This window comes from Campylobacter sp. BCW_4323 (assembly GCF_001763115.1).
In the GTDB taxonomy this organism is placed as follows: Bacteria; Campylobacterota; Campylobacteria; order Campylobacterales; family Campylobacteraceae; genus Campylobacter_D; species Campylobacter_D jejuni.
In genome coordinates this window covers 24,728-48,971 of sequence record NZ_MJYC01000036.1, presented here as the reverse complement: position 1 = coordinate 48,971, position 24,244 = coordinate 24,728, and the positions used below count along the sequence as shown (strand labels likewise).

The 24,244-nt window shown below is 31.2% G+C and carries 30 protein-coding genes; all 30 read left to right on the top strand.

What is annotated here, in order from left to right; translation table 11 throughout:
• Positions 1-58 precede the first annotated feature (58 nt).
• The 30 genes from AJN60_RS02215 (at position 59) to AJN60_RS02070 (ending at position 24,240) form a co-directional block, all read left to right on the top strand.
• Positions 59-1,420 carry a COG3014 family protein gene (locus AJN60_RS02215; protein WP_070285795.1) on the top strand — a complete coding sequence of 454 codons (1,362 nt, stop codon included), beginning with the start codon at positions 59-61 and terminating at the stop codon, positions 1,418-1,420.
• Positions 1,421-1,429: 9 nt separating this feature from the next.
• Positions 1,430-1,798 (top strand): DUF1425 domain-containing protein, encoded by a 369-nt coding sequence (locus AJN60_RS02210; RefSeq protein ID WP_070285794.1) that lies wholly within the window; start codon positions 1,430-1,432, stop codon positions 1,796-1,798.
• 23 nt (positions 1,799-1,821) lie between these two features.
• The gene (gene lpoB / locus AJN60_RS02205) at positions 1,822-2,445 is read left to right on the top strand and encodes a penicillin-binding protein activator LpoB (protein WP_002851945.1); all 624 of its coding nucleotides are present in this window, start codon (positions 1,822-1,824) and stop codon (positions 2,443-2,445) included.
• A gap of 81 nt (positions 2,446-2,526) precedes the next feature.
• Complete coding sequence (locus AJN60_RS02200) at positions 2,527-3,864, top strand: DUF6844 domain-containing protein (RefSeq protein ID WP_070285793.1); 1,338 nt, start codon at positions 2,527-2,529, stop codon at positions 3,862-3,864.
• A gap of 9 nt (positions 3,865-3,873) precedes the next feature.
• Positions 3,874-5,076, top strand: a complete 1,203-nt coding sequence (locus tag AJN60_RS02195; protein WP_002860930.1) for a CsgG/HfaB family protein — start codon at positions 3,874-3,876, stop codon at positions 5,074-5,076.
• 158 nt (positions 5,077-5,234) lie between these two features.
• Positions 5,235-5,543: a 50S ribosomal protein L21 gene (gene rplU / locus AJN60_RS02190; protein WP_002778820.1), complete on the top strand. Its 309-nt coding sequence runs from the start codon at positions 5,235-5,237 to the stop codon at positions 5,541-5,543.
• A gap of 10 nt (positions 5,544-5,553) precedes the next feature.
• Complete coding sequence (gene rpmA / locus AJN60_RS02185) at positions 5,554-5,808, top strand: 50S ribosomal protein L27 (protein WP_002800974.1); 255 nt, start codon at positions 5,554-5,556, stop codon at positions 5,806-5,808.
• Between the two features lie 106 nt (positions 5,809-5,914).
• The gene (obgE, locus tag AJN60_RS02180) at positions 5,915-6,952 is read left to right on the top strand and encodes a GTPase ObgE (protein WP_002860931.1); all 1,038 of its coding nucleotides are present in this window, start codon (positions 5,915-5,917) and stop codon (positions 6,950-6,952) included.
• 121 nt (positions 6,953-7,073) lie between these two features.
• Positions 7,074-7,829, top strand: a complete 756-nt coding sequence (gene proB, locus AJN60_RS02175; RefSeq protein WP_002871097.1) for a glutamate 5-kinase — start codon at positions 7,074-7,076, stop codon at positions 7,827-7,829.
• A gap of 74 nt (positions 7,830-7,903) precedes the next feature.
• Positions 7,904-8,821, top strand: a complete 918-nt coding sequence (gene fmt / locus AJN60_RS02170; protein WP_002860586.1) for a methionyl-tRNA formyltransferase — start codon at positions 7,904-7,906, stop codon at positions 8,819-8,821.
• Positions 8,784-9,437, top strand: coding sequence for a biotin--[acetyl-CoA-carboxylase] ligase (locus AJN60_RS02165; RefSeq protein WP_070285792.1), 654 nt, complete (start codon positions 8,784-8,786; stop codon positions 9,435-9,437). The genes fmt and AJN60_RS02165 overlap by 38 nt, the downstream gene beginning before the upstream one ends.
• Positions 9,434-10,219 (top strand): ParA family protein, encoded by a 786-nt coding sequence (locus tag AJN60_RS02160; RefSeq protein ID WP_002851697.1) that lies wholly within the window; start codon positions 9,434-9,436, stop codon positions 10,217-10,219. Before AJN60_RS02165 ends, AJN60_RS02160 begins: the two co-directional genes overlap by 4 nt.
• A 5-nt stretch (positions 10,220-10,224) precedes the next feature.
• Positions 10,225-11,061: a ParB/RepB/Spo0J family partition protein gene (locus tag AJN60_RS02155; protein ID WP_002871098.1), complete on the top strand. Its 837-nt coding sequence runs from the start codon at positions 10,225-10,227 to the stop codon at positions 11,059-11,061.
• 60 nt (positions 11,062-11,121) lie between these two features.
• Positions 11,122-11,547 carry a FoF1 ATP synthase subunit B' gene (locus tag AJN60_RS02150; protein WP_070285791.1) on the top strand — a complete coding sequence of 142 codons (426 nt, stop codon included), beginning with the start codon at positions 11,122-11,124 and terminating at the stop codon, positions 11,545-11,547.
• A 10-nt stretch (positions 11,548-11,557) separates the two neighbouring features.
• Positions 11,558-12,070: a F0F1 ATP synthase subunit B gene (locus AJN60_RS02145; protein ID WP_002860937.1), complete on the top strand. Its 513-nt coding sequence runs from the start codon at positions 11,558-11,560 to the stop codon at positions 12,068-12,070.
• Positions 12,071-12,072: 2 nt separating this feature from the next.
• Positions 12,073-12,594, top strand: coding sequence for a F0F1 ATP synthase subunit delta (locus tag AJN60_RS02140; RefSeq protein WP_070285790.1), 522 nt, complete (start codon positions 12,073-12,075; stop codon positions 12,592-12,594).
• 13 nt (positions 12,595-12,607) lie between these two features.
• Complete coding sequence (atpA, locus tag AJN60_RS02135) at positions 12,608-14,113, top strand: F0F1 ATP synthase subunit alpha (protein ID WP_002860939.1); 1,506 nt, start codon at positions 12,608-12,610, stop codon at positions 14,111-14,113.
• A gap of 8 nt (positions 14,114-14,121) precedes the next feature.
• On the top strand, positions 14,122-15,006 hold the full coding sequence (gene atpG / locus AJN60_RS02130; protein WP_002860587.1) for an ATP synthase F1 subunit gamma: 885 nt from the start codon (positions 14,122-14,124) through the stop codon (positions 15,004-15,006).
• Positions 15,007-15,030: 24 nt separating this feature from the next.
• The gene (gene atpD / locus AJN60_RS02125; RefSeq protein WP_002852005.1) at positions 15,031-16,428 is read left to right on the top strand and encodes a F0F1 ATP synthase subunit beta; all 1,398 of its coding nucleotides are present in this window, start codon (positions 15,031-15,033) and stop codon (positions 16,426-16,428) included.
• A gap of 3 nt (positions 16,429-16,431) precedes the next feature.
• On the top strand, positions 16,432-16,821 hold the full coding sequence (atpC, locus tag AJN60_RS02120) for an ATP synthase F1 subunit epsilon (RefSeq protein WP_002851752.1): 390 nt from the start codon (positions 16,432-16,434) through the stop codon (positions 16,819-16,821).
• Positions 16,821-17,375 (top strand): MotA/TolQ/ExbB proton channel family protein, encoded by a 555-nt coding sequence (locus AJN60_RS02115; protein WP_002854361.1) that lies wholly within the window; start codon positions 16,821-16,823, stop codon positions 17,373-17,375. The genes atpC and AJN60_RS02115 overlap by 1 nt, the downstream gene beginning before the upstream one ends.
• A gap of 8 nt (positions 17,376-17,383) precedes the next feature.
• On the top strand, positions 17,384-17,773 hold the full coding sequence (locus AJN60_RS02110; RefSeq protein ID WP_002866730.1) for an ExbD/TolR family protein: 390 nt from the start codon (positions 17,384-17,386) through the stop codon (positions 17,771-17,773).
• 2 nt (positions 17,774-17,775) lie between these two features.
• On the top strand, positions 17,776-18,555 hold the full coding sequence (locus AJN60_RS02105; RefSeq protein ID WP_070285789.1) for a TonB C-terminal domain-containing protein: 780 nt from the start codon (positions 17,776-17,778) through the stop codon (positions 18,553-18,555).
• A 9-nt stretch (positions 18,556-18,564) separates the two neighbouring features.
• Positions 18,565-19,773, top strand: coding sequence for a Tol-Pal system protein TolB (gene tolB / locus AJN60_RS02100; RefSeq protein WP_002860943.1), 1,209 nt, complete (start codon positions 18,565-18,567; stop codon positions 19,771-19,773).
• Between the two features lie 76 nt (positions 19,774-19,849).
• On the top strand, positions 19,850-20,347 hold the full coding sequence (gene pal, locus AJN60_RS02095; protein ID WP_002851617.1) for a peptidoglycan-associated lipoprotein Pal: 498 nt from the start codon (positions 19,850-19,852) through the stop codon (positions 20,345-20,347).
• A 3-nt stretch (positions 20,348-20,350) separates the two neighbouring features.
• On the top strand, positions 20,351-21,298 hold the full coding sequence (locus AJN60_RS02090; RefSeq protein ID WP_002851738.1) for a tetratricopeptide repeat protein: 948 nt from the start codon (positions 20,351-20,353) through the stop codon (positions 21,296-21,298).
• Between the two features lie 14 nt (positions 21,299-21,312).
• Positions 21,313-21,882 carry an FKBP-type peptidyl-prolyl cis-trans isomerase gene (locus tag AJN60_RS02085; protein ID WP_002851661.1) on the top strand — a complete coding sequence of 190 codons (570 nt, stop codon included), beginning with the start codon at positions 21,313-21,315 and terminating at the stop codon, positions 21,880-21,882.
• 47 nt (positions 21,883-21,929) lie between these two features.
• A complete protein-coding gene (locus tag AJN60_RS02080; protein WP_234740478.1) occupies positions 21,930-22,802 on the top strand; it encodes an ACP S-malonyltransferase in 873 nt (290 codons plus the stop codon).
• Positions 22,799-23,488: an aminodeoxyfutalosine nucleosidase gene (gene pfs / locus AJN60_RS02075; protein ID WP_079861546.1), complete on the top strand. Its 690-nt coding sequence runs from the start codon at positions 22,799-22,801 to the stop codon at positions 23,486-23,488. Before AJN60_RS02080 ends, pfs begins: the two co-directional genes overlap by 4 nt.
• Complete coding sequence (locus AJN60_RS02070; protein ID WP_070285787.1) at positions 23,485-24,240, top strand: ATP-binding protein; 756 nt, start codon at positions 23,485-23,487, stop codon at positions 24,238-24,240. The genes pfs and AJN60_RS02070 overlap by 4 nt, the downstream gene beginning before the upstream one ends.
• The last annotated feature ends 4 nt before the right edge of the window (positions 24,241-24,244 follow it).

Below are 24,244 nucleotides of genomic sequence, written 5' to 3'. Positions count from 1 at the left end.
TTTAAGTATATACTACGCTATAATATTCATTTTTAATTTTCTTTAAGAAAGGAATTTAATGAAGATAAAAGTTGGGTTGATTTTTTCAGGTATTGTTTGCCTTTTTTTAACAGCTTGTGTTAATCAGGTTAAACAAAATACAACATTTGAAAATGCTTTAACACAAAAATATTGTGGTGATGATTTTTTCAATCAAAATTTAGAAAAAATTAAAAAAAATGATGATGTCATTTATACAGGATTAAATGCAGGTTTGATTGCTAGAAATTGTGGTGATTTTAACAAAAGTAATATATTTTTTGATGCTGCGGAAGAATCTTATAAATATGATGTGGATTTAGAAAATGTAGGCTCTAAAGCAACTAAATTTGTTGGTACAACCTTGCTTAATGATACTATAGTTGATTATGATGGTTCTTTATATGAAAGAATTATGGTTAATATATATAAAGCTCTAAACTATATGGAAGAAGATGATTATGAAAATGCAAGAGTTGAGTTTAATCGTGCTTTAATGCGTCAAGATAAGGCAAAAGAATATTTTGCTAAAGAAATTGAGAAAAATCGTGCTGATTTAGATAAGGCAAAAGAAGATAAAAATTATGATAAAAATATGAATGAAAACTCAAAAGTTATAGAAGCACAATACGATAACTTATTTAAAGAGTTTGATACAACAAAAAATTTCATAAATCCTTATGCGACTTATCTTGCTTCAATATTTTTCTTTATGGATAAAGATTATAGAAAAGCTACAGATTTATTTAGAGAAGTAGCTATTATTTATCCAAAAAACAAAACTATCAAAAAAGAGGCTAAAATTTTTAAAGAATATGCCACAAAAATAAAAGTCAAAAAAGCTAAAAAATATGTTTTTGTAGTTTATGAAAATGGATTCGGTGTAGTTAAGGATGAATTTGCTTTAACCTTACCTTTTATAGTGGATAAAAAAATTATTAGCACAAATATTGCTTTACAAACCTTGAAAAAAAGGGAAGCTTCTTTTGCAAATTTAAATATAAATGGTCAAAATACAAATGATTTTGTAGATTTAGACAATATTGTCGCTACTGAATTTAAAATAAATATGCCTGCAATGATTGCTAAAGCCTTAGCTCAAACTATAGTTAAAACCACTTTAAATGTAGCTGTTGCAAATAATGACTCTACAGGTGGATGGCTAAGTCTTGCAACAGCAGTAGCAACTGCTGCAACCAACAAAGCTGATGTGCGTTCTTGGAGAGGTTTGCCAAAAAGTATTGCCATAGCAACAATAGAAAACGACGGAAATTTAGAAATCAAAGATCCACAAGGCAATATTTTGTTTCAAAAATCATTGGATAAAAATAAAAATGCTCTTGTGATAGTGCGTTCTTTTGCTCCGTATTTACCTGCAAGTGTTGCTATCATGGAAAAATAAGGCTAAAAGATGAAAAAAATTATTTTATTTATTTTAATGTTTTTACTTAGTGCTTGTGTGCCAAGTTATCAAATAAATTCAAATCAAAATGCTGTAATTTTAGGTTCAAATTTACCAAAAAGTTTAGTAAAACAATTTCAAAAACGTATAAATAGCAATGGTTATTTAGAATTTGAAGTGATTTTACGCAGTACTTTTGCTAAAAATGTAATTTATAAAGTGGATTGGTTAGATAAAGATGGTTTTGTGCTAAGAGATGTTTTAAATGAGGACTATCAAGCCCTTAGAATTCCAGCAGGACAAGAGGTGATTCTTCGTAAACTTGCATCTGATATAAGAGCGAAGGATTTTAGATTAGAAATTAAAGCAAAAAATTAATCTCATTTTAGGAAGGATAAATCATGAAAAAAACAAAAATTTTAGGAACAGCTCTTATTGGAGCTTTGCTTTTTAGTGGTTGTGCGCAAACAGCTTATACAGATGGAAAGGCAAGTCAGGTAAAAAAAGGCGATGCTTTAACCTTGGGTCTTGATAGACAAGATTTTGAAAGTGCAGCTGAAACTATGATAAATAGTATGTTAAGCGATCCTGCTTTTGCAAATATTAAACCAGGTACAAGAAAGGTTATTGCTATTGGTAGGGTTGTAAATGATACCCCGCAAAGAATCGATACTGAAAAACTCACCGCAAAAATCACTTCTGCATTAAGAAAATCAGGTAAATTTGTTCTAACTTCGGCAGTTGCTGCAGGCGGAGCGCTTGATAGCATGAGTGAAGATGTAAGAGAGTTAAGAGATAATGATGAGTTTAATCAAAAAACCATAGCAAAAAAAGGTACATTGGTATCGCCTGATTTTTCTCTTGCGGGTAAAATTAGACAAGATAATGTAAAACTTAGCAATGGTAAAACTCAAGTAGAATACTTTTTCTTACTAAGACTTACTGATTTAACATCAGGTTTAGTTTATTGGGAAGATGAACAAACTATTGATAAAACCGGTTCTAGTAAATCAGTTACTTGGTAAAATAAAAATTAATTTATGAATAAAATTTTTAGCTCAAGTGTTTAGCTTGGGCTTTTTTTATGATTTTTAAAAGGATACAAAATGAAAAAAATATTATTTATCGGCTTTTTGGTTATGGCAAGTTTACTTTATGCACAAGGTTCCCAGCCTGTAGAAATTACACAACAAGATATAAATACTCAAAATGAAATGTCTGACGCAAGTACTAAGGATATTACCCCAAAATCAATTGAAGATTTTTTTGAAGAATTTGCGGATAATTTCGGTATAGAATATGGTATAACCAAAGATGGAAAAACTTTTTATACGGGAAAAAGTACTGTTGCTGTAAATGATACTGATCCACAATTTGCACAAGCTTTACAAAATGCTTATCAAAAAGCAATGTTAAATTTGCAAAGCGAATTTATAAGAGATGCTTTTGGAAGAATTGCTACAAGCAGGATTCAAAATTATGAAGCAGACAATTCTACTAATGCTAAGGAATTTGATGAATTGCCAAAAGGTGATAAGATTGATCAAATTTTAAATAAACTTACACAATTAGCTGGTGCTCAGCTTGATAAGGCATTAAAAGATTTAGGTATAGATACAAATTCTTTAAGCGAAGACAGAAAAAAGACTTTATTAAAGCAAGAATTTCTTAATAAAACTATGACAAATGCCATAGGTTCTATGAGTGGACTTGTTCCTGTGCAAACTATAGTTACACAAAGAAGAGGTGAGTATGATGTAGGTGTTATTGCTGTTATTTCCAATAAAACTCGCCAATTAGCAAAAGATATGGCACTAGCAAGACAGAGTGCTATTAAGGGTAAAGGCAAGGCAATAAGTGAGTATCTGCCAAAAGATACAAAAGGTTTTTTAAATGAATATGGAATTCGCTTAGTTTATGATGAAAATGGTGCGCCTATTATTTTAAGTTATGGAAACTGGGGTTATGTAGCAGATTCTAGCAATGCTAAAAAAACAAATATTTTAGAAGATAGAGCCAAAGAAACAGCACTTACTATGGCTGATGCTGCTATTATAGAGTTTATTAATACAAATTTAAGTCTTAAAGATGAAAGAACAACTGGTGATACTTACGAGGAAATTATCAAACAAAGTATTAATGTTAATGATAGTTCCACTCAAGAACAAACTCAAAACATAACAAATATTATTGACAAAGTAAGTAGTAAAATAAAAGCAAGTGCAAGCGGTAAAATTCGTGGTATTCGCACTCTTAAAAAATGGAGCTATACAAGTGAAAATGGTATTGAACATGTAGGAGCTGTGAGATTTTATTCTTATGAAAATTTAGCTAACACAAATGAGGCTTTAAATTCAAAGTCAAATACAACAAAAAATGAAGCTAAAAAATCTTCTAGCATACAAAGAAGCTCTAATGTTGTAAATAGCATGGATGATTTTTAAAGGTAAAAGATGAAAATAATTAAAATTCTTTTTTTAGGCTTATTTTTAAGCCTAAGTCTTAATGCTAAAGTTGTGACTACAACTTCAACAAAATCAAGCACAGGCGAAGGCACAGGCTTAACTAGAGAAGATGCGATAAACAATGCCATTATAGAAGCTATAGGAAAAATGAGTGGAGTAAGCATCAATTCTCTTAAGAAATCTAACACTAGCGTTTCAACTGATAATTCAGGTTCAAATATACAAGATAATTACAGCGAGCAAATTTCAAAAGCCACCAAAGGTAGAGCTGATACTTATGAAATCAATAGTGTTGAACAAGATGCAAATGGTAAATATACAGCCAATGTAACGATTTTTAAAACCACAACAACAAAAAAGTATCAAGCTCCAGGTTTAAGTGCAGATAATAGAAGAAGTATTACTGTTTTTGATTCTACTCCAGATGCTGCAAAAAGAGGTATAGGCTCAGCTTTGCAACAAAAAATCATTTCCGATTTATTGCAAAGTCGTAAATTTAATGTTTTAGACCGTGATTCTAGTGGCTATTATGAAATGGAAAAAGCTTTAATCAAAAGTGGCGACGCAGCTAGCGATGAAGTTTATAAACTTAAAAATGTGTTAGCAACAGATTATATTTTATTGTTTTCTATTTCAGGACTTGAAGGTAAACAAAAAACAAGCAATTTAACAGGAAAAAGCAAAACTGAAATTGAAGTTATCGTAGATTATCGTGTGCTTTTATTTGCTACAAGACAAATTAAATTTTCTAATACTTTAAGTATGAAAGTCAATCTTAAAGACAATAGTCTTAGTGCCAATGAAACCGCACTCAAACAAATTGCAAATCGTATTGCAGGAGATATTTTAAATGCAATTTATCCTTTGAAAGTTGCAAGCGTTGAAAACAATGAAGTAGTATTTTCTCAAAGCTTAAATCAAGGTGATATTTATGAATGTTTTGCTCTTGGGAAGGTTATAAAAGATGCTTATACAAAAGAAAATACAGGAAGAGTAGAAAGCAAAACAGGAAGTATTGAAATCACTCGCACAAGCCCTAAACTTTCTTATGCAAAAATCACAGAAGGTAGTGTAAAAGTAGGCGATATTTGTAGACCTTTAATTGGTAGCAATAGTGGAAATGGTTATACTATAGGTCGTGATGCAAATTATGAAACCCAAGAAGGTGGCGGAGTAAATCTAGGCTTTTAAATTTTTAGAGTTTGATTTTTCTCAAACTCTAAATCCTTTCTTAAATTCATCAAAAATTAAAGAAAAATTTTGTAAAATCAAAATTTTATTAAACCACTAAAGCTTTTAAATCCGTTATTGCGGTGCTTTATGGTACTACCAATTTATAAGGAAAAGCAATGTATGCTATTATCAAACACAGTGGAAAGCAATACAAAGTAAGTGTTGGCGATGAGCTAAAACTAGATCACTTTGAAGCTGAAAGCAAAGCAAGTATTGAAGTAAGCGAAGTTCTTGCTATCAATGATAAAGAATTAAAGGTAGGTGCGCCTTTCGTAGCAGGTGCAAAAGTTGTTTTGGAAGTGATCAATCACGGAAAAGATAAAAAAGTTGTGATTTACAAAAAAAGACGCAGAAAAGATTCTAAACTCAAACGCGGTTTTAGAAGACAATTTACTCGCGTTGTAGTAAAAGATATCAAAGCTTAAGGAGTAAAGAATGGCACACAAGAAAGGTCAAGGTTCAACTCAAAATAACCGCGATTCTATAGGTCGTCGTTTAGGTGTTAAAAAATTTGGTGGCGAGTTTGTTAGAGCTGGAAATATCATCATCCGCCAAAGAGGAACTGCAACTCATGCAGGTAACAATGTAGGTATGGGAAAAGATCATACTATCTTTGCTTTGATTGATGGTTTTGTAAAATTCGAAAGAAAAGATAAAGATAGAAAAAAAGTTTCTGTATATCCTGCATAAGTTTTTAGGACGCTTTTTAGCGTCTTGAAAACTTTAAATTTATGAATTTAACTTCTTTTATTTACTCAAATTTAGCTTTATAAATTTAAAGTCAAAGGCAATTTAAATGTTTATTGATAGTGTTAAAATTACTTTAGCTTCAGGCGATGGTGGTAAAGGTGCTGTAAGTTTTCGCCGTGAAAAACATGTTCCACTTGGTGGCCCTGATGGAGGAGATGGTGGAAATGGTGGCGATATTATTTTCGTATGTGATAATAATACCCACACTCTTGTAAATTTCAAAGGCAAAAGAGAATTACGCGCACAAAATGGTGCTGGTGGAATGGGACGCAATAAAAATGGCAAAAAGGGTGAAAATTTAGAACTTATAGTGCCCGAAGGAACGCAAGTTATCGATGCACAAACTAATGAAATTTTACTCGATCTTACCAAAGAAGGACAAAAAGAGCTTTTTTTAAAAGGTGGAAAAGGCGGACTTGGCAACACTCATTTTAAACACGCCACTAATCAACGCCCCGATTACGCACAACCTGGTATAAAAGGAGAAAGTCGCTTAGTTAGACTTGAACTTAAACTTATTGCCGATGTAGGGCTTGTGGGCTTTCCAAATGTGGGAAAATCTACTCTTATAAGCGTTGTTTCAAATGCAAAACCTGAAATTGCAAATTATGAATTTACCACCCTTACTCCAAAACTTGGACTCGTAGATGTAGATGAGTATAATTCCTTTGTTATGGCTGATATTCCAGGGATTATCGAAGGAGCAAGTGGGGGTAAAGGCTTAGGACTTGCTTTTTTAAAGCACATAGAAAGAACGAGCTTTTTACTTTTCGTGCTTGATCCTATGAGAGAAATGCCTTTAAAAGAACAATTTATAGTACTAAGAAAAGAACTTGAAAAATTTTCCAATGAACTTTTTGGGCGTAAATTTGGCATCATGATTTCAAAAAGTGATAGTGTTAATTTAGGAGAAGAATTTGCCGAGCAAATTGCTTTAAACATTAATGAGTTAGAAAATTATCTCAAAGAAATAAATAATCCGCAAAGCTTTTTAATCAAAGTCTCAAGCCTTGAAAAAACAGGACTTAAAGAACTTAAATTCATGCTTTTAGAAGAAATTAAAACTTTAAGAAATAATAAATAAAAATTTTAACAATCTAGGAGTGTTTTATATTAAAAATTTCAAACACTCCCTATTTTTTCAAACAATAACTAGTTTATATGAAATTTTGGCTAAAATTATAAAAATTTTTCAAGGAATAAGCATGAAAAGAATAGTTGTTAAAGTGGGTTCTCATGTGATTAGCGAAGAAAACACTTTAAGTTTTGAGCGTCTTAAAAATTTAGTCGCATTTTTAGCTAAACTCATGGAAAAATATGAAGTGATTTTAGTAACTTCAGCGGCTATTTCAGCAGGACACACCAAACTAGATATCGATAGAAAAAACCTCATTAATAAACAAGTTTTAGCCGCTATTGGACAACCTTTTTTAATCAGTGTTTATAACGAGCTTTTGGCCAAATTTAATAAACTAGGTGGACAAATTTTACTTACAGGTAAGGATTTTGACTCTAGAAAAGCTACCAAACACGCAAAAAATGCTATCGATATGATGATAAATTTAGGAATTTTGCCTATTATCAATGAAAATGACGCTACAGCTATAGAAGAAATTGTCTTCGGTGATAATGATAGCTTAAGTGCTTATGCTACGCATTTTTTTGATGCGGATTTGCTTGTGATTTTAAGCGATATTGATGGATTTTATGATAAAAATCCTAGTGAATTTAGTGATGCAAAGCGTTTAGAAAAAATCACTCATATTAAAGAAGAATGGCTACAAGCAACCATAAAAACAGGCAGTGAACACGGAACAGGCGGTATAGTAACCAAACTTAAAGCAGCTAAATTTTTACTTGAACACAATAAAAAAATGTTTTTAGCAAGTGGATTTGATTTAAGTGCGGCAAAGACATTTTTATTAGAAGATAAACAAATAGGTGGAACTTTGTTTGAGTGATTAATTTATTAAATTCTCTTTTAAAATCAAATAAGCTATAATTAACACTTTTTAATTTCACACAAAGCGAAAAAATGAAAAAAATTATTTTTATGGGTACTCCATCTTACGCAACTTGTATTTTAAAAGCACTAGTAGAAAATGAAAATTTTAAACTCGTAGCACTTTTTACCCAGCCTGATAAAGCTGTAGGTAGAAAGCAAATTTTAACTCCAAGTGATACTAAGGCTTTTTTAAGTCAAAATTATCCTAGTATTCCTATTTTTACTCCAAGTTCTTTAAAAGATGAAAATATTATAAGAGAGATTAAGGATTTAAATCCTGATTTTATCGTGGTTGCTGCCTATGGAAAAATTTTACCTAAAGCCATTTTGGATTTAGCGCCTTGTGTGAATTTGCACGCTTCTTTACTTCCAAAATACCGTGGTGCTAGTCCGATCCAAAGTGCGATTTTAAACAAAGATGAAAAAAGTGGAGTTTGCACCATGCTCATGGAAGAAGGGCTTGATACAGGTGCTATACTTGAAAGCTTAGAATGTGATATAAAAGATAAAAATTCAAGTGAAGTTTTTGAACTTTTAGCAAATTTGGCTGCTAAGCTCATCCTCTCTACTCTTTTAAATTTCGATAAAATCACCCCTAAAAAACAAGAGGAAAGTCTAGCAACGCTTTGTAGAAAAATCAAAAAAGAAGACGGGCTTATAAATTTGCAAAATGCAAGAGAACTTTATCAAAAATATCTAGCTTTTACCCCTTGGCCTGGAGTTTTCTTGGAAAATGGACTTAAATTCTTAGAACTTGAACTTGTGGATGAATTAAAACAAAATGCTAAGATGGGTGAAATTTTAGAATTAGAAAAAGAAAGTTTTTTGCTTGCTTGCAAACAAGGAGTTTTGCGTATTAAAAAACTTCAAGAAAGTGGAAAAAAAGCTCTTGATGGTAGGACTTATTTAAATGGAAAAAGGCTTAAAAGTGAAGATAGTTTGTGTTGAAAGTATAGACTCAACTCATCTTTTTTTATGCAAGCAAATACGCAATGGAAAGATTGATGGAAATTTTGCTATTTATGCTTTAGAACAAACAAATGGAGTTGGAAGCAGGGAAAATTCTTGGCAAAGCTCTAAAGGAAATTTACATCTTTCTTTTTGTATTAAAGAAGAAGATTTACCAAAAGATTTACCTTTGGCCTCTGTGAGCATTTATTTTGCTTATTTACTTAAAGAAGTTTTACAAGAAAAAGGTTCTAAAATTTGGCTTAAATGGCCTAACGATCTATATTTAGATGATAAAAAAGCTGGAGGGGTTATAAGTGCTAAAATTTCAAATTTTATCATAGGCGGTATGGGTTTAAATCTGAAATTTTCACCTCAAAATACAGTTTTATGCGATATAGAAATTTCGCTTAAAGATTTAGTGAGTGAGTTTTTGCAAAAAGTAGAAAAAAAATTTTTATGGAAGAATATTTTTAGCAAGTATATGTTAGAATTCGAAAAATCAAGAAAATTTAGCGTCCATCATGAAGGTAAAGTTTTTTCACTTGAAAATTCTTTTTTGTATGAAGATGGTTCAATTTTACTAGGTGATAAAAGGGTGTATAGTTTAAGATGAGCGAAATTATTACAATAGCAAACCAAAAAGGTGGAGTAGGAAAGACTACAACAGCAGTAAATTTAGCCGCTTCTTTAGCTGTGGCTGAGAAAAAAGTACTTTTGATTGATGTTGATCCGCAAGCTAATGCGACTACAGGACTTGGTTTTAATCGTAATAATTATGAGTATAATATTTACCATGTTTTTATAGGAAGAAAAAAGCTTTCAGATATTATTTTAAAAACAGAATTGCCACAACTTCATTTAGCTCCTTCAAATATAGGTCTTGTAGGTATAGAACAAGAGCTTGCTAAAGGTGAAAATAATGAGAAAAAAATGCTGCTTAAAAATCAAATTCAAGAAGTGATTGATGAGTATGATTTTATTATTATTGATTCTCCGCCTGCTCTTGGAAGTATTACTATAAATGCTTTTGCAGCAAGCGATAGTGTAATTATCCCTATACAGTGTGAATTTTATGCGCTTGAGGGTGTAGCTATGGTTTTAAATACAATTAAAATTATCAAAAAAACTATTAATTCTAAACTCAGGGTTCGTGGATTTTTACCGACAATGTATAGCTCTCAAAATAATCTTTCTAAAGATGTTGTAGATGATTTGAAACAAAATTTTAAAAAACAACTTTTTACTATTAATGGAAACGAAGATGACTTTATTGTGATCCCTCGCAATGTAAAACTTGCAGAAAGTCCAAGTTTTGGAAAGCCTATAATTCTTTATGATATTAAATCGCCAGGTTCTGTTGCTTATCAAAATTTGGCGTATTCTATATTAGGATAATTATAATGGGGTTAAATAAAGATAGGGGTTTAAGCAGTTTAATCAGTGATATGGATACTGTTTATAGTAAAGAATTGGGTTTTGATAAAAATCAAAGCACTATGATAGAAATTGATCAAATTTCACCCAATCCATTTCAGCCAAGAAAGAAATTTGATCAAGAAGCTTTAGATGAGCTTGCTAATTCTATCAAAGAATTTGGACTTATTCAGCCTATTATTGTATTTAAAAAAAATAGTAAATTTATTTTAATTGCTGGAGAACGTCGCTTAAGAGCAGTGAAAGCATTAGGAAAAAAAGAAATTCTAGCTTTTATTGCTGATATTGATGAGAATAAGCTTAGAGAATTGGCTCTTATTGAAAATATACAAAGAGAGAATTTAAACCCTATTGAGCTTGCTAATTCTTATAAGGATTTAATGCAAGTTCATAAAATTACACAAGAGAATTTAGCAGAACTTATTCATAAGTCTCGTACTCAAATAACAAATACTTTAAGACTTCTGAATTTAGATATTAGAACTCAAGAGTTGATTGCTTCTGGAAAAATTTCTCAGGGTCATGCTAAAGTTTTGGTTGGTTTAGATCAAAAAGATGAAAAAATGTTGGTTGATAGTATAATAGGTCAAAAACTTAATGTTAGAGATACCGAAAAAATAGTTAAAAAAATAAAAAATAATGAAAGCTTACCTAATCAAGAATTTGAAGATGAAATAAAGAAATTAAAACACATACTAAATCGCTTTGGATTTGACTGCAAAAATAAAAATAATGATTTTGTAATTCATTTAGAAAATATTGATAAAATTAAAAAATTAATCAAAATGCTTGAAAAGTTTTAACCAAAATCTTAGCTTTTTTATGGTAGAATAGTCCTTCAAAAATTCTAACCAAGGAGAATTATGTTTGAAGATATGCATCCTTCCATAATGCTTGCTACTATGGCTATTTTTTTAGCTATGATAGTTATTTTAAATAGTATGCTGTATAAGCCACTTTTAAAATTTATGGATGAAAGAAATGATTCTATAGAAAATGACGAGAACAAAGTAAAAGAAAATTCTCAAGAAGTTTTAGGTGTGAATAATGAATTAGAAGCTATTCATATTAACACTAGAGAAGAAATTCAAAAAATTAAACAAGGTGCTATAGCTACTGCTAAAGAAGAAGCGGAGCAAATTCTTAGAAGCAAGAAAGAAGAATTAGAAAGAAAAATGGCCAGCTTTTATGCAGATTTAGCTATTCAAAAACAAGAATTACAAGAACATTTAAACATACATTTACCTGAGCTTAAGCAAGCTTTGCAAAATAACATAAAGAGAATTTAAGAGGAGAGAAATGAGTAAGTTATTCTTTATTATATTTTTGCTACCTTTGTATGCTTTTGGTGCATCAAATGTTAGTGGAGAATATGATATTATTCCAAGGACTATTAATTTTCTAATTTTTGTGGCTATATTGTATTATTTTGTTGCAACTCCATTTAAAAATTTTTACAAAAACCGTATTGTAAAAATTTCTTCTAAGCTTGATGAAATTCAAAAAAAACTTTTAGAAAGTAAAGCTAAGAAATTAGATACGATGAAAAAACTTGAAGAAGCTAAAGCAAATGCTGCTGCTGCTTTAGTTACAGCAAGAAAAGAAGCTGAAATCTTAGTTCAAAATATTAAGAAAGAAACTCAAGATGAGTTGGATTTGCTTCAAAAACATTTCGAGGAACAGAAAGATTATGAATTTAGAAAAATGGAAAAAGAATTAGTATCAAATACTTTAAATGAAATTTTTTCTGATCCAAATATGACATTAAAACAGAGTGAAATAATAGAACTTATGATGAAGAAGGTATCTTAAATATGGAAAATATAATTGCAAGAAGATATGCAAAAGCGATAGCTTCAAGAGCTGATATAAATGATTTTTATCAGAATTTGTGTATTTTAAATTCTGCTTTTGTTTTGCCAAAATTTAAAAATATTATAGAATCTAATGAGATTAAAAAAGAAAGAAAAATGGAATTTCTTGATTCTTTTTTTGATATTAAAAATTCTAGTTTTCAAAATTTTTTAAGACTTTTGATTGAAAATTCAAGATTAGAATGCATTCCTCAAATAGTTAAAGAACTTGAAAGACAAAAAGCTTTTAAAGAAAATATTTTTGTTGGTATTGTATATTCTAAAGAAAAATTAAATCAAGAAAATCTTAAAGATCTTGAAGTAAAACTTAATAAAAAATTTAATGCAAATATTAAATTAAATAATAAAATCAGTCAAGATGATAGCATTAAAATAGAATTGAAAGAATTAGGTTATGAACTTTCTTTTTCTATGAAAGCTCTTCAAAATAAGCTAAATGAATATATATTGAAAATTATCTAAGGAGAAAAAGTAAATGAAATTTAAAGCTGATGAGATCAGTTCAATAATCAAAGAAAGAATTGAAAATTTTGATTTAAATCTTGAAATTGAAGAAACAGGAAAGATTATTTCTGTAGCTGATGGTGTTGCTAAGGTATATGGACTTAAGAATATTATGGCTGGAGAAATGGTAGAATTTGAAAATGGTGATAAAGGAATGGCCTTAAACCTTGAAGAGTCGAGTGTAGGTATTGTTATACTTGGAAAAGGAGAAGGTTTAAAAGAAGGTGCTTCTGTAAAAAGACTTAAGAAATTACTTAAAGTTCCAGTAGGTGAGGCTTTGATCGGTCGTGTTGTAAATGCTTTAGGTGAACCAATTGATGCTAAAGGTGTAATCAATGCTAATGAATATCGTTTTGTTGAAGAAAAAGCAAAAGGTATTATGGCGAGAAAAAGTGTTCATGAGCCTTTGCATACAGGAATTAAAGCTATTGATGCGCTTGTGCCAATTGGTCGTGGTCAAAGAGAGCTTATCATAGGTGATAGACAAACAGGTAAAACTACTGTTGCTGTTGATACTATTATATCTCAAAGAGGTCAAGGGGTTATCTGTATATATGTTGCAATTGGTCAAAAGCAAAGTACAGTAGCACAAGTGGTTAAAAGACTAGAAGAACATGGTGCTATGGGATATACTATTGTTGTAAATGCTGGTGCTTCAGATCCTGCAGCTTTACAGTACTTAGCTCCATATACTGGTGTAACCATGGGCGAATTTTTTAGAGACAATGCAAAACATGCTTTAATTGTTTATGATGATTTGAGTAAGCACGCTGTAGCTTATCGCGAAATGTCTTTGATTTTGCGTCGTCCCCCAGGTCGTGAAGCTTATCCAGGCGATGTTTTTTATCTTCATTCAAGATTGCTTGAAAGAGCAAGCAAGCTAAATGATGAATTAGGTGCTGGTTCTTTGACGGCATTGCCGATAATTGAAACACAAGCAGGAGATGTTTCTGCTTATATTCCAACTAATGTTATTTCAATTACAGATGGACAAATTTTCTTAGAAACTGATTTATTTAACTCAGGAATTCGTCCTGCAATCAACGTTGGTTTATCGGTATCTCGTGTAGGTGGGGCTGCTCAAATTAAAGCTACAAAACAAGTTTCAGGTACATTAAGACTTGACCTTGCTCAATATAGAGAGCTCCAAGCTTTTGCACAATTTGCTAGTGATTTAGATGAGGCAAGTAGAAAACAACTTGAACGTGGACAAAGAATGGTTGAACTCTTAAAACAACCACCTTATTCTCCGCTTAGCGTTGAAAAACAAGTAGTTTTAATTTTTGCAGGAACCAAAGGTTTCTTAGATGATATTGCTGTTTCTAGAATTAAAGAATTTGAAGATGGAATTTATCCTTTTATTGAGGCAAAACATCCAGATATTTTTGAGCAAATTCGCTCTAAAAAAGCTTTAGATTCTGACTTGGAAGAAAAACTAGCTAAAGCAATTAATGAGTTTAAAGCAAATCATTTATAAGGTCTTTTATGTCTAATTTAAAAGAAATTAAAAGAAAAATTAAAAGTGTTCATAACACTCAAAAGACTACAAATGCTATGAAGCTAGTTTCTACTGCTAAGTTAAAAAAAGCAGAAGAAGCAGCTAAAAGATCAAAAATTTATGCACAAAAAATCGATGAAATTTTGAGTGAAATTTCATTTCAGATCAATAAAATTGTTCACAATGAAGATGATGTGCGTTTATCTTTGTTCCATAAAAAAGAACAAATTAAAACCGTAGATTTAATATTTATCACTGCAGATAAAGGTTTATGTGGTGGTTTTAATATTAAGACTTTAAAAACAGTAAGTGAAATGCTAAAAGAATATGAAGCAAAAAATATTAATATTCGTCTTAGAGCTATAGGTAAAACTGGGATTGAATATTTTAATTTTCAAAAAATAGAATTGTTAGAGAAATATTTCCATCTTAGTTCTAGTCCTGATTATGAGAAAGCATGTGAAGTAATTCATGCTGCTGTAGATGATTTTTTAAATGGAAATACAGATGAAGTGATTTTAGTTCATAATGGTTATAAAAATATGATTACCCAAGAACTTAAAATCAATCATCTTATTCCAGTTGAACCAAAGAGTATTGAACAGACTCATAATTCTCTTTTAGAGCTTGAACCGGAAGGAACTGAGCTTTTAGAAGATTTAATGAAAACGTATTTTGAGTATAATATGTATTATGCGTTAATCGATTCTTTGGCAGCAGAGCATAGCGCAAGAATGCAAGCTATGGATAATGCAACTAATAACGCAAAGGCAAGAGTGAAACAACTAAATTTAGCTTATAACAAAGCAAGACAAGAATCTATTACTACTGAGCTTATAGAAATTATCAGTGGTGTTGAATCAATGAAATAGTAAATTTTAAGGAGAAGATAAATAATGCAAGGATTTATTTCACAGGTATTAGGTCCGGTTGTTGATGTAGATTTTAACGACTATTTACCTCAAATTAATGAAGCAATTGTTGTAAATTTTGAAAGCGAAGGAAAAAAACATAAACTTGTTTTAGAAGTAGCAGCTCATTTAGGAGATAATAGAGTTAGAACTATTGCTATGGATATGACAGATGGTTTGGTAAGGGGCTTAAAAGCTGAGGCTTTAGGTGCTCCTATTAGTGTTCCTGTTGGTGAGAAAGTTTTAGGAAGAATTTTCAATGTTACTGGAGATTTGATCGATGAAGGTGAAGAAATTTCTTTTGATAAAAAATGGGCAATTCATAGAGATCCACCAGCTTTTGAAGATCAAAGCACAAAAAGTGAGATTTTTGAAACAGGGATTAAAGTTGTGGATTTACTTGCTCCTTATGCAAAAGGTGGTAAAGTAGGTCTTTTTGGCGGTGCAGGTGTTGGTAAGACTGTTATTATTATGGAGCTTATTCACAATGTTGCATTTAAGCATAGTGGCTATTCTGTATTTGCAGGTGTGGGTGAGAGAACTCGTGAAGGAAATGACCTTTATAATGAAATGAAAGAAAGTAATGTTTTAGACAAAGTTGCTCTATGTTATGGACAAATGAATGAACCACCAGGGGCAAGAAATCGTATTGCTTTAACAGGTTTAACAATGGCTGAGTATTTTAGAGATGAAATGGGTCTTGATGTGCTTATGTTTATTGATAATATCTTTAGATTTTCACAATCAGGTTCTGAAATGTCAGCACTTTTAGGAAGAATTCCATCAGCTGTGGGTTATCAACCAACCTTAGCAAGTGAAATGGGTAAATTCCAAGAAAGAATTACTTCAACTAAAAAAGGCTCAATCACTTCAGTTCAAGCTGTTTACGTTCCAGCTGATGACTTAACCGACCCAGCTCCAGCAACTGTTTTTGCTCACTTAGATGCTACAACGGTTTTAAATAGAGCTATTGCTGAAAAGGGTATTTATCCTGCAGTTGACCCACTTGACTCAACTTCAAGAATGCTTGACCCAAATATCATTGGAGAAGAACATTATAAAGTTGCTCGTGGTGTTCAATCAGTGCTTCAAAAATACAAAGATTTACAAGATATCATCGCCATTTTAGGTATGGATGAGCTTAGCGAAGAGGATAAACTTGTAGTTGAAAGAGCAAGAAAGATTGAAAAATTCTTATCACAACCATTTTTCGTTGCAGAAGTTTTCACAGGTAGCCCAGGAAAATATATAAGCCTTGAAGATACAATAGCAGGATTTAAGGGAATTTTAGAAGGTAAATATGATCATTTACCAGAAAATGCTTTCTATATGGTTGGAAATATAGATGAAGCTATTGCAAAAGCGGATAAATTAAAAGGTTAATTTATGAACGATTTGATTAATTTCGAGATAGTTACGCCTTTGGGTGTAATCTATCAAGGAGAAGTAAAATCTGTTACTTTACCGGGTAGTGAAGGAGAATTTGGTGTGCTTAAAGGACATGCTGCTTTGGTTTCTTCTTTAAAATCTGGAGTAATTGATATTGAAAAAGCTGATTTAAATCATGAATTAATTGCTATTGATGCTGGGCATGCAAAGGTAGATGAAGATAAGATTTGCGTGCTAGCAAAGGGTGCGGTTTGGGTTTGCGGAAGTGATGAAAGTGAGATTGAAAAAAATCTTGCTCAAGCAAAAGATTTGATCAAATCTATGAGTTCTGATAATGCAGCTTTAGCAGCAACTTTTTCAAAACTTGATAATGCAAGGATGCATTAATGAATTTTGAAGCTATATTTCATTTTTTCAATAGTTCAAGTATTATTACTTATATAGTTTTATTATGGCTTTCTTTATATTTTATTTTAGCGTTTAGTATTTTGTTTGCTAGATTGACTTATTTGGCTACATGGAGAAATAAGGAAAAAGAAAGTTTAGAAACTTTGCTCTTGGGTGAGAAGGATTTAAGTCGTACTGATTCGATTTTAAGAAAATGCAATGATACAACTTCAAATCATTTAGAAATCTATAAAAATTTAGCAAGTCGTCGCGCTTCTGCTGGACTTACTTGGCTTAGTATTATTGCTTCAACTTCACCTTTTATAGGTCTTTTTGGGACAGTTATTTCTATACTTGAAACTTTTGGTGGGCTTGGAACTCAAAATTCTTTAAGTATCATAGCTCCTAAAATCAGCGAGGCTTTAGTTGCTACAGGTTGTGGTATTTTAGTGGCAATTCCTGCTTATACATTTCATCTTATCATTAAAAGAAAAGCTTTCGAACTTTTAAGCATTATTGATAGCGAGATTAAAGTTATAAGTTCGAGTAAATAAGGTTAAAAATGCCATTTGATGATGAAAAACCTGAACTTAATATCACGCCTTTAGTAGATATTATGCTTGTATTGCTTGCGATTTTAATGGTAACAGCTCCAAGTATTACTTATGAAGAAAAAATTAATCTTCCACAAGGTAGTCAGAAAAATACTAGCGCTCCAACTGTTAAGAGTTTAATTATTAGTATTAATGCAAAAAAAGAAATTTTTTTAAATCAAGAAAAATACGATTTTATAAGTTTTGCTGACAATCTTGCTCAAAGAAAAGCACAATTTAATACCGAAGATCCGGTTTTTATACGCGCTGATAAAAGCTTAAAATATGACGATGTTATTTCAGTCTTAAGAAGTGTAAAAAATTTAGGATTTAATAAAGTTGCTTTACAGACTGAATAATCATGAAAAATTATGGTTTGAGTAATTTAAATTCGTTTTTACTTGCTTTAGTAATATATATTAGTATAGTAATTCTTGTTTTTTTTAGACTTGTAAGCGAGGTTGAACCTGCTATACAATATACTGATATAAGAGATAGTTTTGTAGATATTGAACTTGCTGAACCATCAAAACAAGTTATTACTCAAAGCAACACTCCTAAAGAAATACAAAAACCAACAGAGCAAATTGATATAGAAAAGCTTTTTGCTCAGACTACAAATAAAACAGTTAAAACTGAAGATATTGACCAAAAGGCAAGTAATTTTAATGAGCTTTTTGGAAATATCAAAGAAATACAAGAAGAAAAGACTACAAAAATTCAATCAAGTGCTAAATCAGGAGCTTCTAGTGCCCCAAAACCTCAAGCTTCCGAACTTGTAAAGCAACTTAATGATAGTTTACTTCAAGAAGAAAGTTCAACGCAAGGCGAAAGCACAAAGGCGCAAAAGATTGGAATTTATGATGAATTTTTAGGGAAAGTTGTGCGTATTATCACTCAAAGATGGACTCAGTATTATCCAAATAGTGAAAAAATTTCTGTTAAGGTAAAAATTTTTATTGATGAAAATGGAAAATTTGGCTATACTTCAGTTGAAAAAAGTGGGAATCCTTTATATGATGCTAAAGTGGCTGAATTTTTAGAAAGTCAAAAAGGTAAATTTATTACTTATCCTCCGCAAAATAAAAATATAAGCATTACCATGAATTTAAGAGATGAAGCAAAAGTTAAAAATGATTAGGAGAAAAAAATGAAAAAAATTGTAGCAATTTTTTTAGTCTTTTTAGGAAGTCTTTGGGCAGAAGATCCAGTGATTGATGTTGTTAATTCTGGTGTAGTTTTACCAAAGATTATTGTTAAAGACAATTCAAATTTAAGTGATGAGAATTTAAAGAAAAGCTTTTATAATATCATTGTGAACGATTTGAAAGTAAGTTCAAACTTTGAAGTTGTTGCTAATGCAACTGAGACAAGTAATTATACTTTTGAATACGCTTTAAATAAAAATGGTAACACTTTGAGTTTAAATGTAAAAATAAAAGCTGGCGGTTCTGATAAGTCAGAGCAAACTTATACTTTAAATGGTTTAGAGCAATATCCATTTTTGGCACATAAAAGCGTCAAAGCTTCTGTAAATGCGTTAGGACTTGCACCTGTTGATTGGATGGATCATAAAATTTTGATCGCGAGAAATTCTAGCTCTAAGAAAAGTCAAATTATTATGGCTGATTATACTTTAACTTATCAAAAAGTTATTGTTGATGGTGGGCTTAATTTATTTCCAAAATGGGGAAATAAAGAACAAACTCTATTTTATTATACAGCTTATGATCATGATAAGCCAACTTTATACCGTTATGATTTAAATACCAATAAAGCTAGTAAAATTTTATCAAGCGGCGGTATGGTTGTAGCAAGTGATGTGAGTGTAGATGGAAGTAAACTACTTGTTACCATGGCTCCAAAAGATCAGCCTGATGTTTATTTATATGACTTAAATACCAAAAATCTAACACAATTAACTAATTATTCTGGTATTGATGTTAATGGAAATTTTATTGGCTCAGATGATAGTAAAGTGGTATTTGTAAGCGATCGTTTAGGATATCCTAATATTTTTATGCAAGATTTAAATAGCAATAGTGCTGAACAAGTTGTTTTTCATGGTAGAAACAATTCGGCTGTTTCGACTTATAAAGATTTTTTGGTTTATTCAAGTCGTGAACCAAATCAAGCAGGTGTTTTTAATATTTATTTGATGTCAATTAATAGTGATTATATTCGTCAACTTACAGCAAATGGAAAAAATTTATTTCCAAGATTTTCTAGTGACGGTGGAAGTATAGTATTTATTAAATATTTAGGTGCGCAAAGTGCTTTAGGTGTTATTCGTGTAAATGCAAATAAGACTTTTTATTTTCCTCTTAGGGTTGGAAAAATTCAATCAATTGATTGGTAAAAATTTCAATTTTAGGTTAAAATTAATTAAAAATTAGATATAATAGTAAGAATTTATTAACTTTGAAAGGTCATAAATGAAAAAAATTCTTTTTACTTCAATTGCAGCTCTTGCAGTTGTTATTAGTGGTTGTAGCACAAAAAGCACTAGCGTAAGCGGTGATAGTAGTGTTGATTCAAATCGTGGTTCAGGTGGAAGTGATGGTTGGGATATTGATTCAAAAATTTCTCAACTTAATGATACTTTAAATAAAGTATATTTTGATTTTGATAAATTCAACATTCGTCCTGATATGCAAAATGTTGTAAGCACGAATGCTAATATCTTTAACACTGAAGTAAGCGGTGTAAGTATTACTGTTGAAGGAAACTGCGATGAGTGGGGAACTGATGAATATAACCAAGCTCTAGGTTTAAAAAGAGCAAAAGCTGTAAAAGAAGCTTTAATCGCTAAAGGTGTAAATGCTGATAGAATTGCTGTTAAGAGCTATGGAGAAACAAATCCTGTGTGCACTGAAAAAACTAAAGCTTGCGATGCGCAAAACAGACGTGCTGAATTTAAATTATCAAGATAATTAATGAAAAAAATATTCACAGTAGCTCTTCTTGGAGCTACTTTACTTTATGCAGAAAGCTCAGCTTTTGGTGCAGGAGATATAACAAGCAATTCTTCTTATGGTTTAACTTCAAATGAAAAATTATTTAAAGAAAAGTTAGATAATTTAAATAATGAAAATATACAAACAAATGCTAGAATTAATGAAATTAACGAAAGAATCGAGGGTTTACAAAGCACTTTAGAAGGTATAAATTCTCAATATGCTAAATCAAATTCTAGATTAAGTCAAGTTGAAGAGAATAATCAAAATATTGAAAATAATTTTACTAGTGAAATTCAAAAATTAAAGGCTTATGTTGAAGAAAGTAGAAAAATTCAAGAAGCTAATAATAAGCAAGTAAAAAAAGTTTTAGCCGAACTTAGTTCTTTAGTAGATGCTATTAATGCAAATTATGTTTCTAAAAACGAATTAAATGATGCAAATTTAAGCGTTAAAACTATTACACCTAGTGTTGTTGTTTCAACTACAGATTCAAATAGTACCATTGAAAACAATAATACTCAAAATACCCAAGATGATAAAGCAAAACAAATTGATGAATCTTGGAAAAAGAAAAAAAATAATGAAATTTTAGAATTAGCGATAAAAGATGTTGATAAAAATGCTTTTGAAGATTCCAAAGCAAAATTAAATTTTCTCATAACAAAGCAGTATAAACCTGCAAGAGCAAATTTTTGGTTAGGGGAGATCGAGTATAAACAAAAAAATTATAACAATGCTATTGTTTATTATAAAAAAAGTTCTTCTTTGAGTACAAAAGGAGATTATTTCCCAAAACTTTTATATCATACTGCCATTTCATTGGATAAAACAGGTGATACAAAAACAGCAAATGGTTTTTATAAAGCTTTAAAAACTAATTATCCAAATTCACCCGAAGCAAAAGCTTCGCCTAATAGAAAATAAATTAAGGAGATAAAATGGCTATAGAAAAAAATAGTGTAGTTTCAATGTTTTATGAGTTAAAAGATGCAAATACAAATGAAGTTTTAGAATCAAATTTATATTCTCAACCTATTTCTTTTATTTTAGGCAAAGGTCAGATTTTAGAAAGCTTAGAAGAAGAAGTGATGAAGCTTGATTGCCCTAGCAATGCTGATGTGGTAATTAAAAAAGAAAAAGGTTTAGGCGAATACGATGAAAATGCGGTTCAAACTTTACCAAAAGAGCAATTTGCAGGTATTGATTTAAAAGTAGGTATGGAACTTTTTGGCGAAGGTGAAAATGGCGAAACCGTTCGTGTAACTGTAAAAGAAATTGGTGAAAATGATGTGACAATTGATTATAATCACCCTTATGCAGGTCGTGATTTGCTTTTTTCTTTAAATATCGTAGATGCTAGAGCTGCAAGTGAAGATGAAATTCTTACAGGTATTATCGCAGGAAGTCATAGTTGTGGTTGTGGAAGCGGACATGGGCACGATCATCATCACGGACACGGACACGGTGGCGGCGGTTGCTGTGGCGGCGGTGGTTGCGGTTGTCATTAATGAAGACTGCGTTTATATTTCCAGGTCAAGGCTCACAAAGTCTTGGCATGGGAAAAGATTTTTATGAAAACTCTATAAAAGCCAAAGAACTCCTTCAAAACGCAAGTGATTTTTGTAAGATTGATTTTAAACATTTGCTTTTTGAAGAAAACGAAAAACTCAATCAAAGTGAATTTACTCAACCCGCCATCGTTTTAAATTCCTTAATGGCTTATAGTGTTTTACTTGAAAAAAAACCTGATTTAAGTTCGAAATTTGCTTTAGGGCATTCTTTGGGAGAATTTTCAGCCTTAGCTGTTAATAGTGCTTTTGATTTTTTAGAGGCTCTTTCTTTGGTCAATAAAAGAGGACTTTTTATGCAAGAAGATTGTGCAAAAGTTGAAGCAGGTATGATGGTTGTTTTAGGGCTTGATGATGAAAAGGTTGAAGAGCTTTGTCAAAAAGCACAAAAAGAAAACAAGCAAATTTTCGCTGCAAATTATAACTGCGATGGACAAATCGTTGTAGCAGGTTTAAAACCTGATTTAGCAAGTTATGAAAGTGTATTTAAAGAAGCAGGAGCTAAAAGAGCTATGCTTTTAAATATGAGCGTGGCAAGTCATTGTCCTCTTTTGGAAAATGCTTCAGCTAAGCTTTGTGTGGAGCTTGAAAAGGTATTAAAACCAAATTTTAAAGCCGTGCTTTCTAATGCAAATGCTAAAATTTATACATGTAAAGAAGAAGCCCTTGAACTTTTAAAAGCACAACTTATCTCACCTGTGCTTTATAAACAAAGCATTAAGGCATGTGAAAATGAAGTAGATTATTTCATAGAATTTGGTGCAAGCGTGCTTAAGGGTTTGAATAAAAAAATCACTTCAAAAGAAACTTATGCTTTAACAAATATGAATGATATTGATGAATTTTTAAAGGTTATATGATGAAAATAGCAATTTTAGGAGCCATGAGTGAAGAAATCACTCCTTTGCTTGAAACACTTAAAGATTATACAAAAATAGAACACGCTAATAATACTTATTATTTTGCAAAGTATAAAAATCATGAACTTGTTTTAGCGTATTCTAAAATCGGCAAGGTAAATTCTACTCTTAGTGCTAGTGTGATGATAGAAAAATTTGGCGCACAAGTGTTGCTTTTTACGGGTGTTGCAGGTGCTTTTAATCCAGATCTTGAAATTGGTGATTTGCTTTATGCAACAAAATTAGCTCAATACGATCTTGATATTACCGCTTTTGGGCATCCTTTGGGTTTTGTTCCAGGTAATGAAATTTTTATCAAAACCGATGAGAAATTAAACAATCTTGCTTTAGAAGTTGCTAAGGAATTAAATATCAAACTTCGTGCAGGTATTATTGCAACGGGTGATGAGTTTATTTGCGATGAAGCAAAAAAAGCAAAAATCAGAGAAATTTTCAATGCTGATGCTTGTGAAATGGAAGGCGCAAGTGTGGCTTTGGTTTGTGATGCCTTAAAGGTGCCTTGTTTTATCTTAAGAGCTATGAGTGATAAAGCAGGGGAAAAGGCTGAATTTGATTTTGATGAATTTGTGATCAATTCAGCTAAAATTTCAGCCAATTTTGTGCTTAAAATGTGCGAGAAATTATGATAAATCTTAGCAAAAAACTTATACGCCAAGTTGCACAAGCTAATGCTAAATTTGGACTTATTAAAGATGGAGATAGGGTTCTTTTAGGGCTTAGTGGCGGGAAAGATTCTTTGGCTTTAGCCCATCTTTTAAATCGTATGCAAGCTCATGCTCCTTTTAAATTTGAACTTGAAGCGGTAACTTTGAGTTATGGCATGGGCGAGGATTATTCTCATCTTCATGCACATTGTGAAGAATACGGCATTAAACATAGCGTGCTTGATTCAAATATTTATGAAGTTTCAGGTGATACCATAAGAGAAAATTCAAGTTTTTGTAGTTATTTTTCGAGAATGCGTCGTGGAGCTTTATATACTTACGCTCTTGAAAAAGGTTTTAACAAGCTTGCTATAGCCCATCATTTAGATGATGCAGCAGAAAGCTTTTTTATGAATTTTATTCATAATGGAGCTTTAAGAACCTTAGCGCCTATTTATCAAAGCAAACGCGGTGTAATTGTGATACGCCCTTTGATTTTTGTGCGAGAAAGACAGCTTAGGGATAATGCTATACAAAATGAACTTAGCGTGATAGGAAATGAATTTTGTCCTGGTATGAAACTCAGCGAAAAAAATGTAAAATTCCCCCACGCTAGAGAAGAAGCTAAACAGCTTTTAGCAAATTTAGAAAAAGATCATCCTAAGCTTTTTACAAGTTTAAAAACCGCTTTTGCCAATTTACACACGGAGAGTTTTTGGCTTCAAAAGGCATAAAAGC

Excerpts from the sequence above, each read along its gene's own strand:
- AJN60_RS02085 (WP_002851661.1), top strand. The coding sequence starts at position 21,313 with ATGGCTATAGAAAAAAATAGTGTAGTTTCAATGTTTTATGAGTTAAAA.
- AJN60_RS02165 (WP_070285792.1), top strand. The coding sequence starts at position 8,784 with ATGGAAAAAGGCTTAAAAGTGAAGATAGTTTGTGTTGAAAGTATAGAC.
- atpD (WP_002852005.1), top strand. The coding sequence starts at position 15,031 with ATGCAAGGATTTATTTCACAGGTATTAGGTCCGGTTGTTGATGTAGAT.
- AJN60_RS02110 (WP_002866730.1), top strand. The coding sequence starts at position 17,384 with ATGCCATTTGATGATGAAAAACCTGAACTTAATATCACGCCTTTAGTA.
- AJN60_RS02160 (WP_002851697.1), top strand. The coding sequence starts at position 9,434 with ATGAGCGAAATTATTACAATAGCAAACCAAAAAGGTGGAGTAGGAAAG.
- AJN60_RS02150 (WP_070285791.1), top strand. The coding sequence starts at position 11,122 with ATGTTTGAAGATATGCATCCTTCCATAATGCTTGCTACTATGGCTATT.
- AJN60_RS02215 (WP_070285795.1), top strand. The coding sequence starts at position 59 with ATGAAGATAAAAGTTGGGTTGATTTTTTCAGGTATTGTTTGCCTTTTT.
- atpG (WP_002860587.1), top strand. The coding sequence starts at position 14,122 with ATGTCTAATTTAAAAGAAATTAAAAGAAAAATTAAAAGTGTTCATAAC.
- pal (WP_002851617.1), top strand. The coding sequence starts at position 19,850 with ATGAAAAAAATTCTTTTTACTTCAATTGCAGCTCTTGCAGTTGTTATT.
- AJN60_RS02115 (WP_002854361.1), top strand. The coding sequence starts at position 16,821 with ATGAATTTTGAAGCTATATTTCATTTTTTCAATAGTTCAAGTATTATT.
- rpmA (WP_002800974.1), top strand. The coding sequence starts at position 5,554 with ATGGCACACAAGAAAGGTCAAGGTTCAACTCAAAATAACCGCGATTCT.
- AJN60_RS02200 (WP_070285793.1), top strand. The coding sequence starts at position 2,527 with ATGAAAAAAATATTATTTATCGGCTTTTTGGTTATGGCAAGTTTACTT.
- obgE (WP_002860931.1), top strand. The coding sequence starts at position 5,915 with ATGTTTATTGATAGTGTTAAAATTACTTTAGCTTCAGGCGATGGTGGT.
- AJN60_RS02155 (WP_002871098.1), top strand. The coding sequence starts at position 10,225 with ATGGGGTTAAATAAAGATAGGGGTTTAAGCAGTTTAATCAGTGATATG.
- AJN60_RS02080 (WP_234740478.1), top strand. The coding sequence starts at position 21,930 with ATGGGAAAAGATTTTTATGAAAACTCTATAAAAGCCAAAGAACTCCTT.
- atpA (WP_002860939.1), top strand. The coding sequence starts at position 12,608 with ATGAAATTTAAAGCTGATGAGATCAGTTCAATAATCAAAGAAAGAATT.
- tolB (WP_002860943.1), top strand. The coding sequence starts at position 18,565 with ATGAAAAAAATTGTAGCAATTTTTTTAGTCTTTTTAGGAAGTCTTTGG.
- fmt (WP_002860586.1), top strand. The coding sequence starts at position 7,904 with ATGAAAAAAATTATTTTTATGGGTACTCCATCTTACGCAACTTGTATT.
- AJN60_RS02070 (WP_070285787.1), top strand. The coding sequence starts at position 23,485 with ATGATAAATCTTAGCAAAAAACTTATACGCCAAGTTGCACAAGCTAAT.
- rplU (WP_002778820.1), top strand. The coding sequence starts at position 5,235 with ATGTATGCTATTATCAAACACAGTGGAAAGCAATACAAAGTAAGTGTT.
- proB (WP_002871097.1), top strand. The coding sequence starts at position 7,074 with ATGAAAAGAATAGTTGTTAAAGTGGGTTCTCATGTGATTAGCGAAGAA.
- AJN60_RS02145 (WP_002860937.1), top strand. The coding sequence starts at position 11,558 with ATGAGTAAGTTATTCTTTATTATATTTTTGCTACCTTTGTATGCTTTT.
- pfs (WP_079861546.1), top strand. The coding sequence starts at position 22,799 with ATGATGAAAATAGCAATTTTAGGAGCCATGAGTGAAGAAATCACTCCT.
- AJN60_RS02090 (WP_002851738.1), top strand. The coding sequence starts at position 20,351 with ATGAAAAAAATATTCACAGTAGCTCTTCTTGGAGCTACTTTACTTTAT.
- AJN60_RS02210 (WP_070285794.1), top strand. The coding sequence starts at position 1,430 with ATGAAAAAAATTATTTTATTTATTTTAATGTTTTTACTTAGTGCTTGT.
- AJN60_RS02140 (WP_070285790.1), top strand. The coding sequence starts at position 12,073 with ATGGAAAATATAATTGCAAGAAGATATGCAAAAGCGATAGCTTCAAGA.
- AJN60_RS02105 (WP_070285789.1), top strand. The coding sequence starts at position 17,776 with ATGAAAAATTATGGTTTGAGTAATTTAAATTCGTTTTTACTTGCTTTA.
- lpoB (WP_002851945.1), top strand. The coding sequence starts at position 1,822 with ATGAAAAAAACAAAAATTTTAGGAACAGCTCTTATTGGAGCTTTGCTT.
- atpC (WP_002851752.1), top strand. The coding sequence starts at position 16,432 with ATGAACGATTTGATTAATTTCGAGATAGTTACGCCTTTGGGTGTAATC.
- AJN60_RS02195 (WP_002860930.1), top strand. The coding sequence starts at position 3,874 with ATGAAAATAATTAAAATTCTTTTTTTAGGCTTATTTTTAAGCCTAAGT.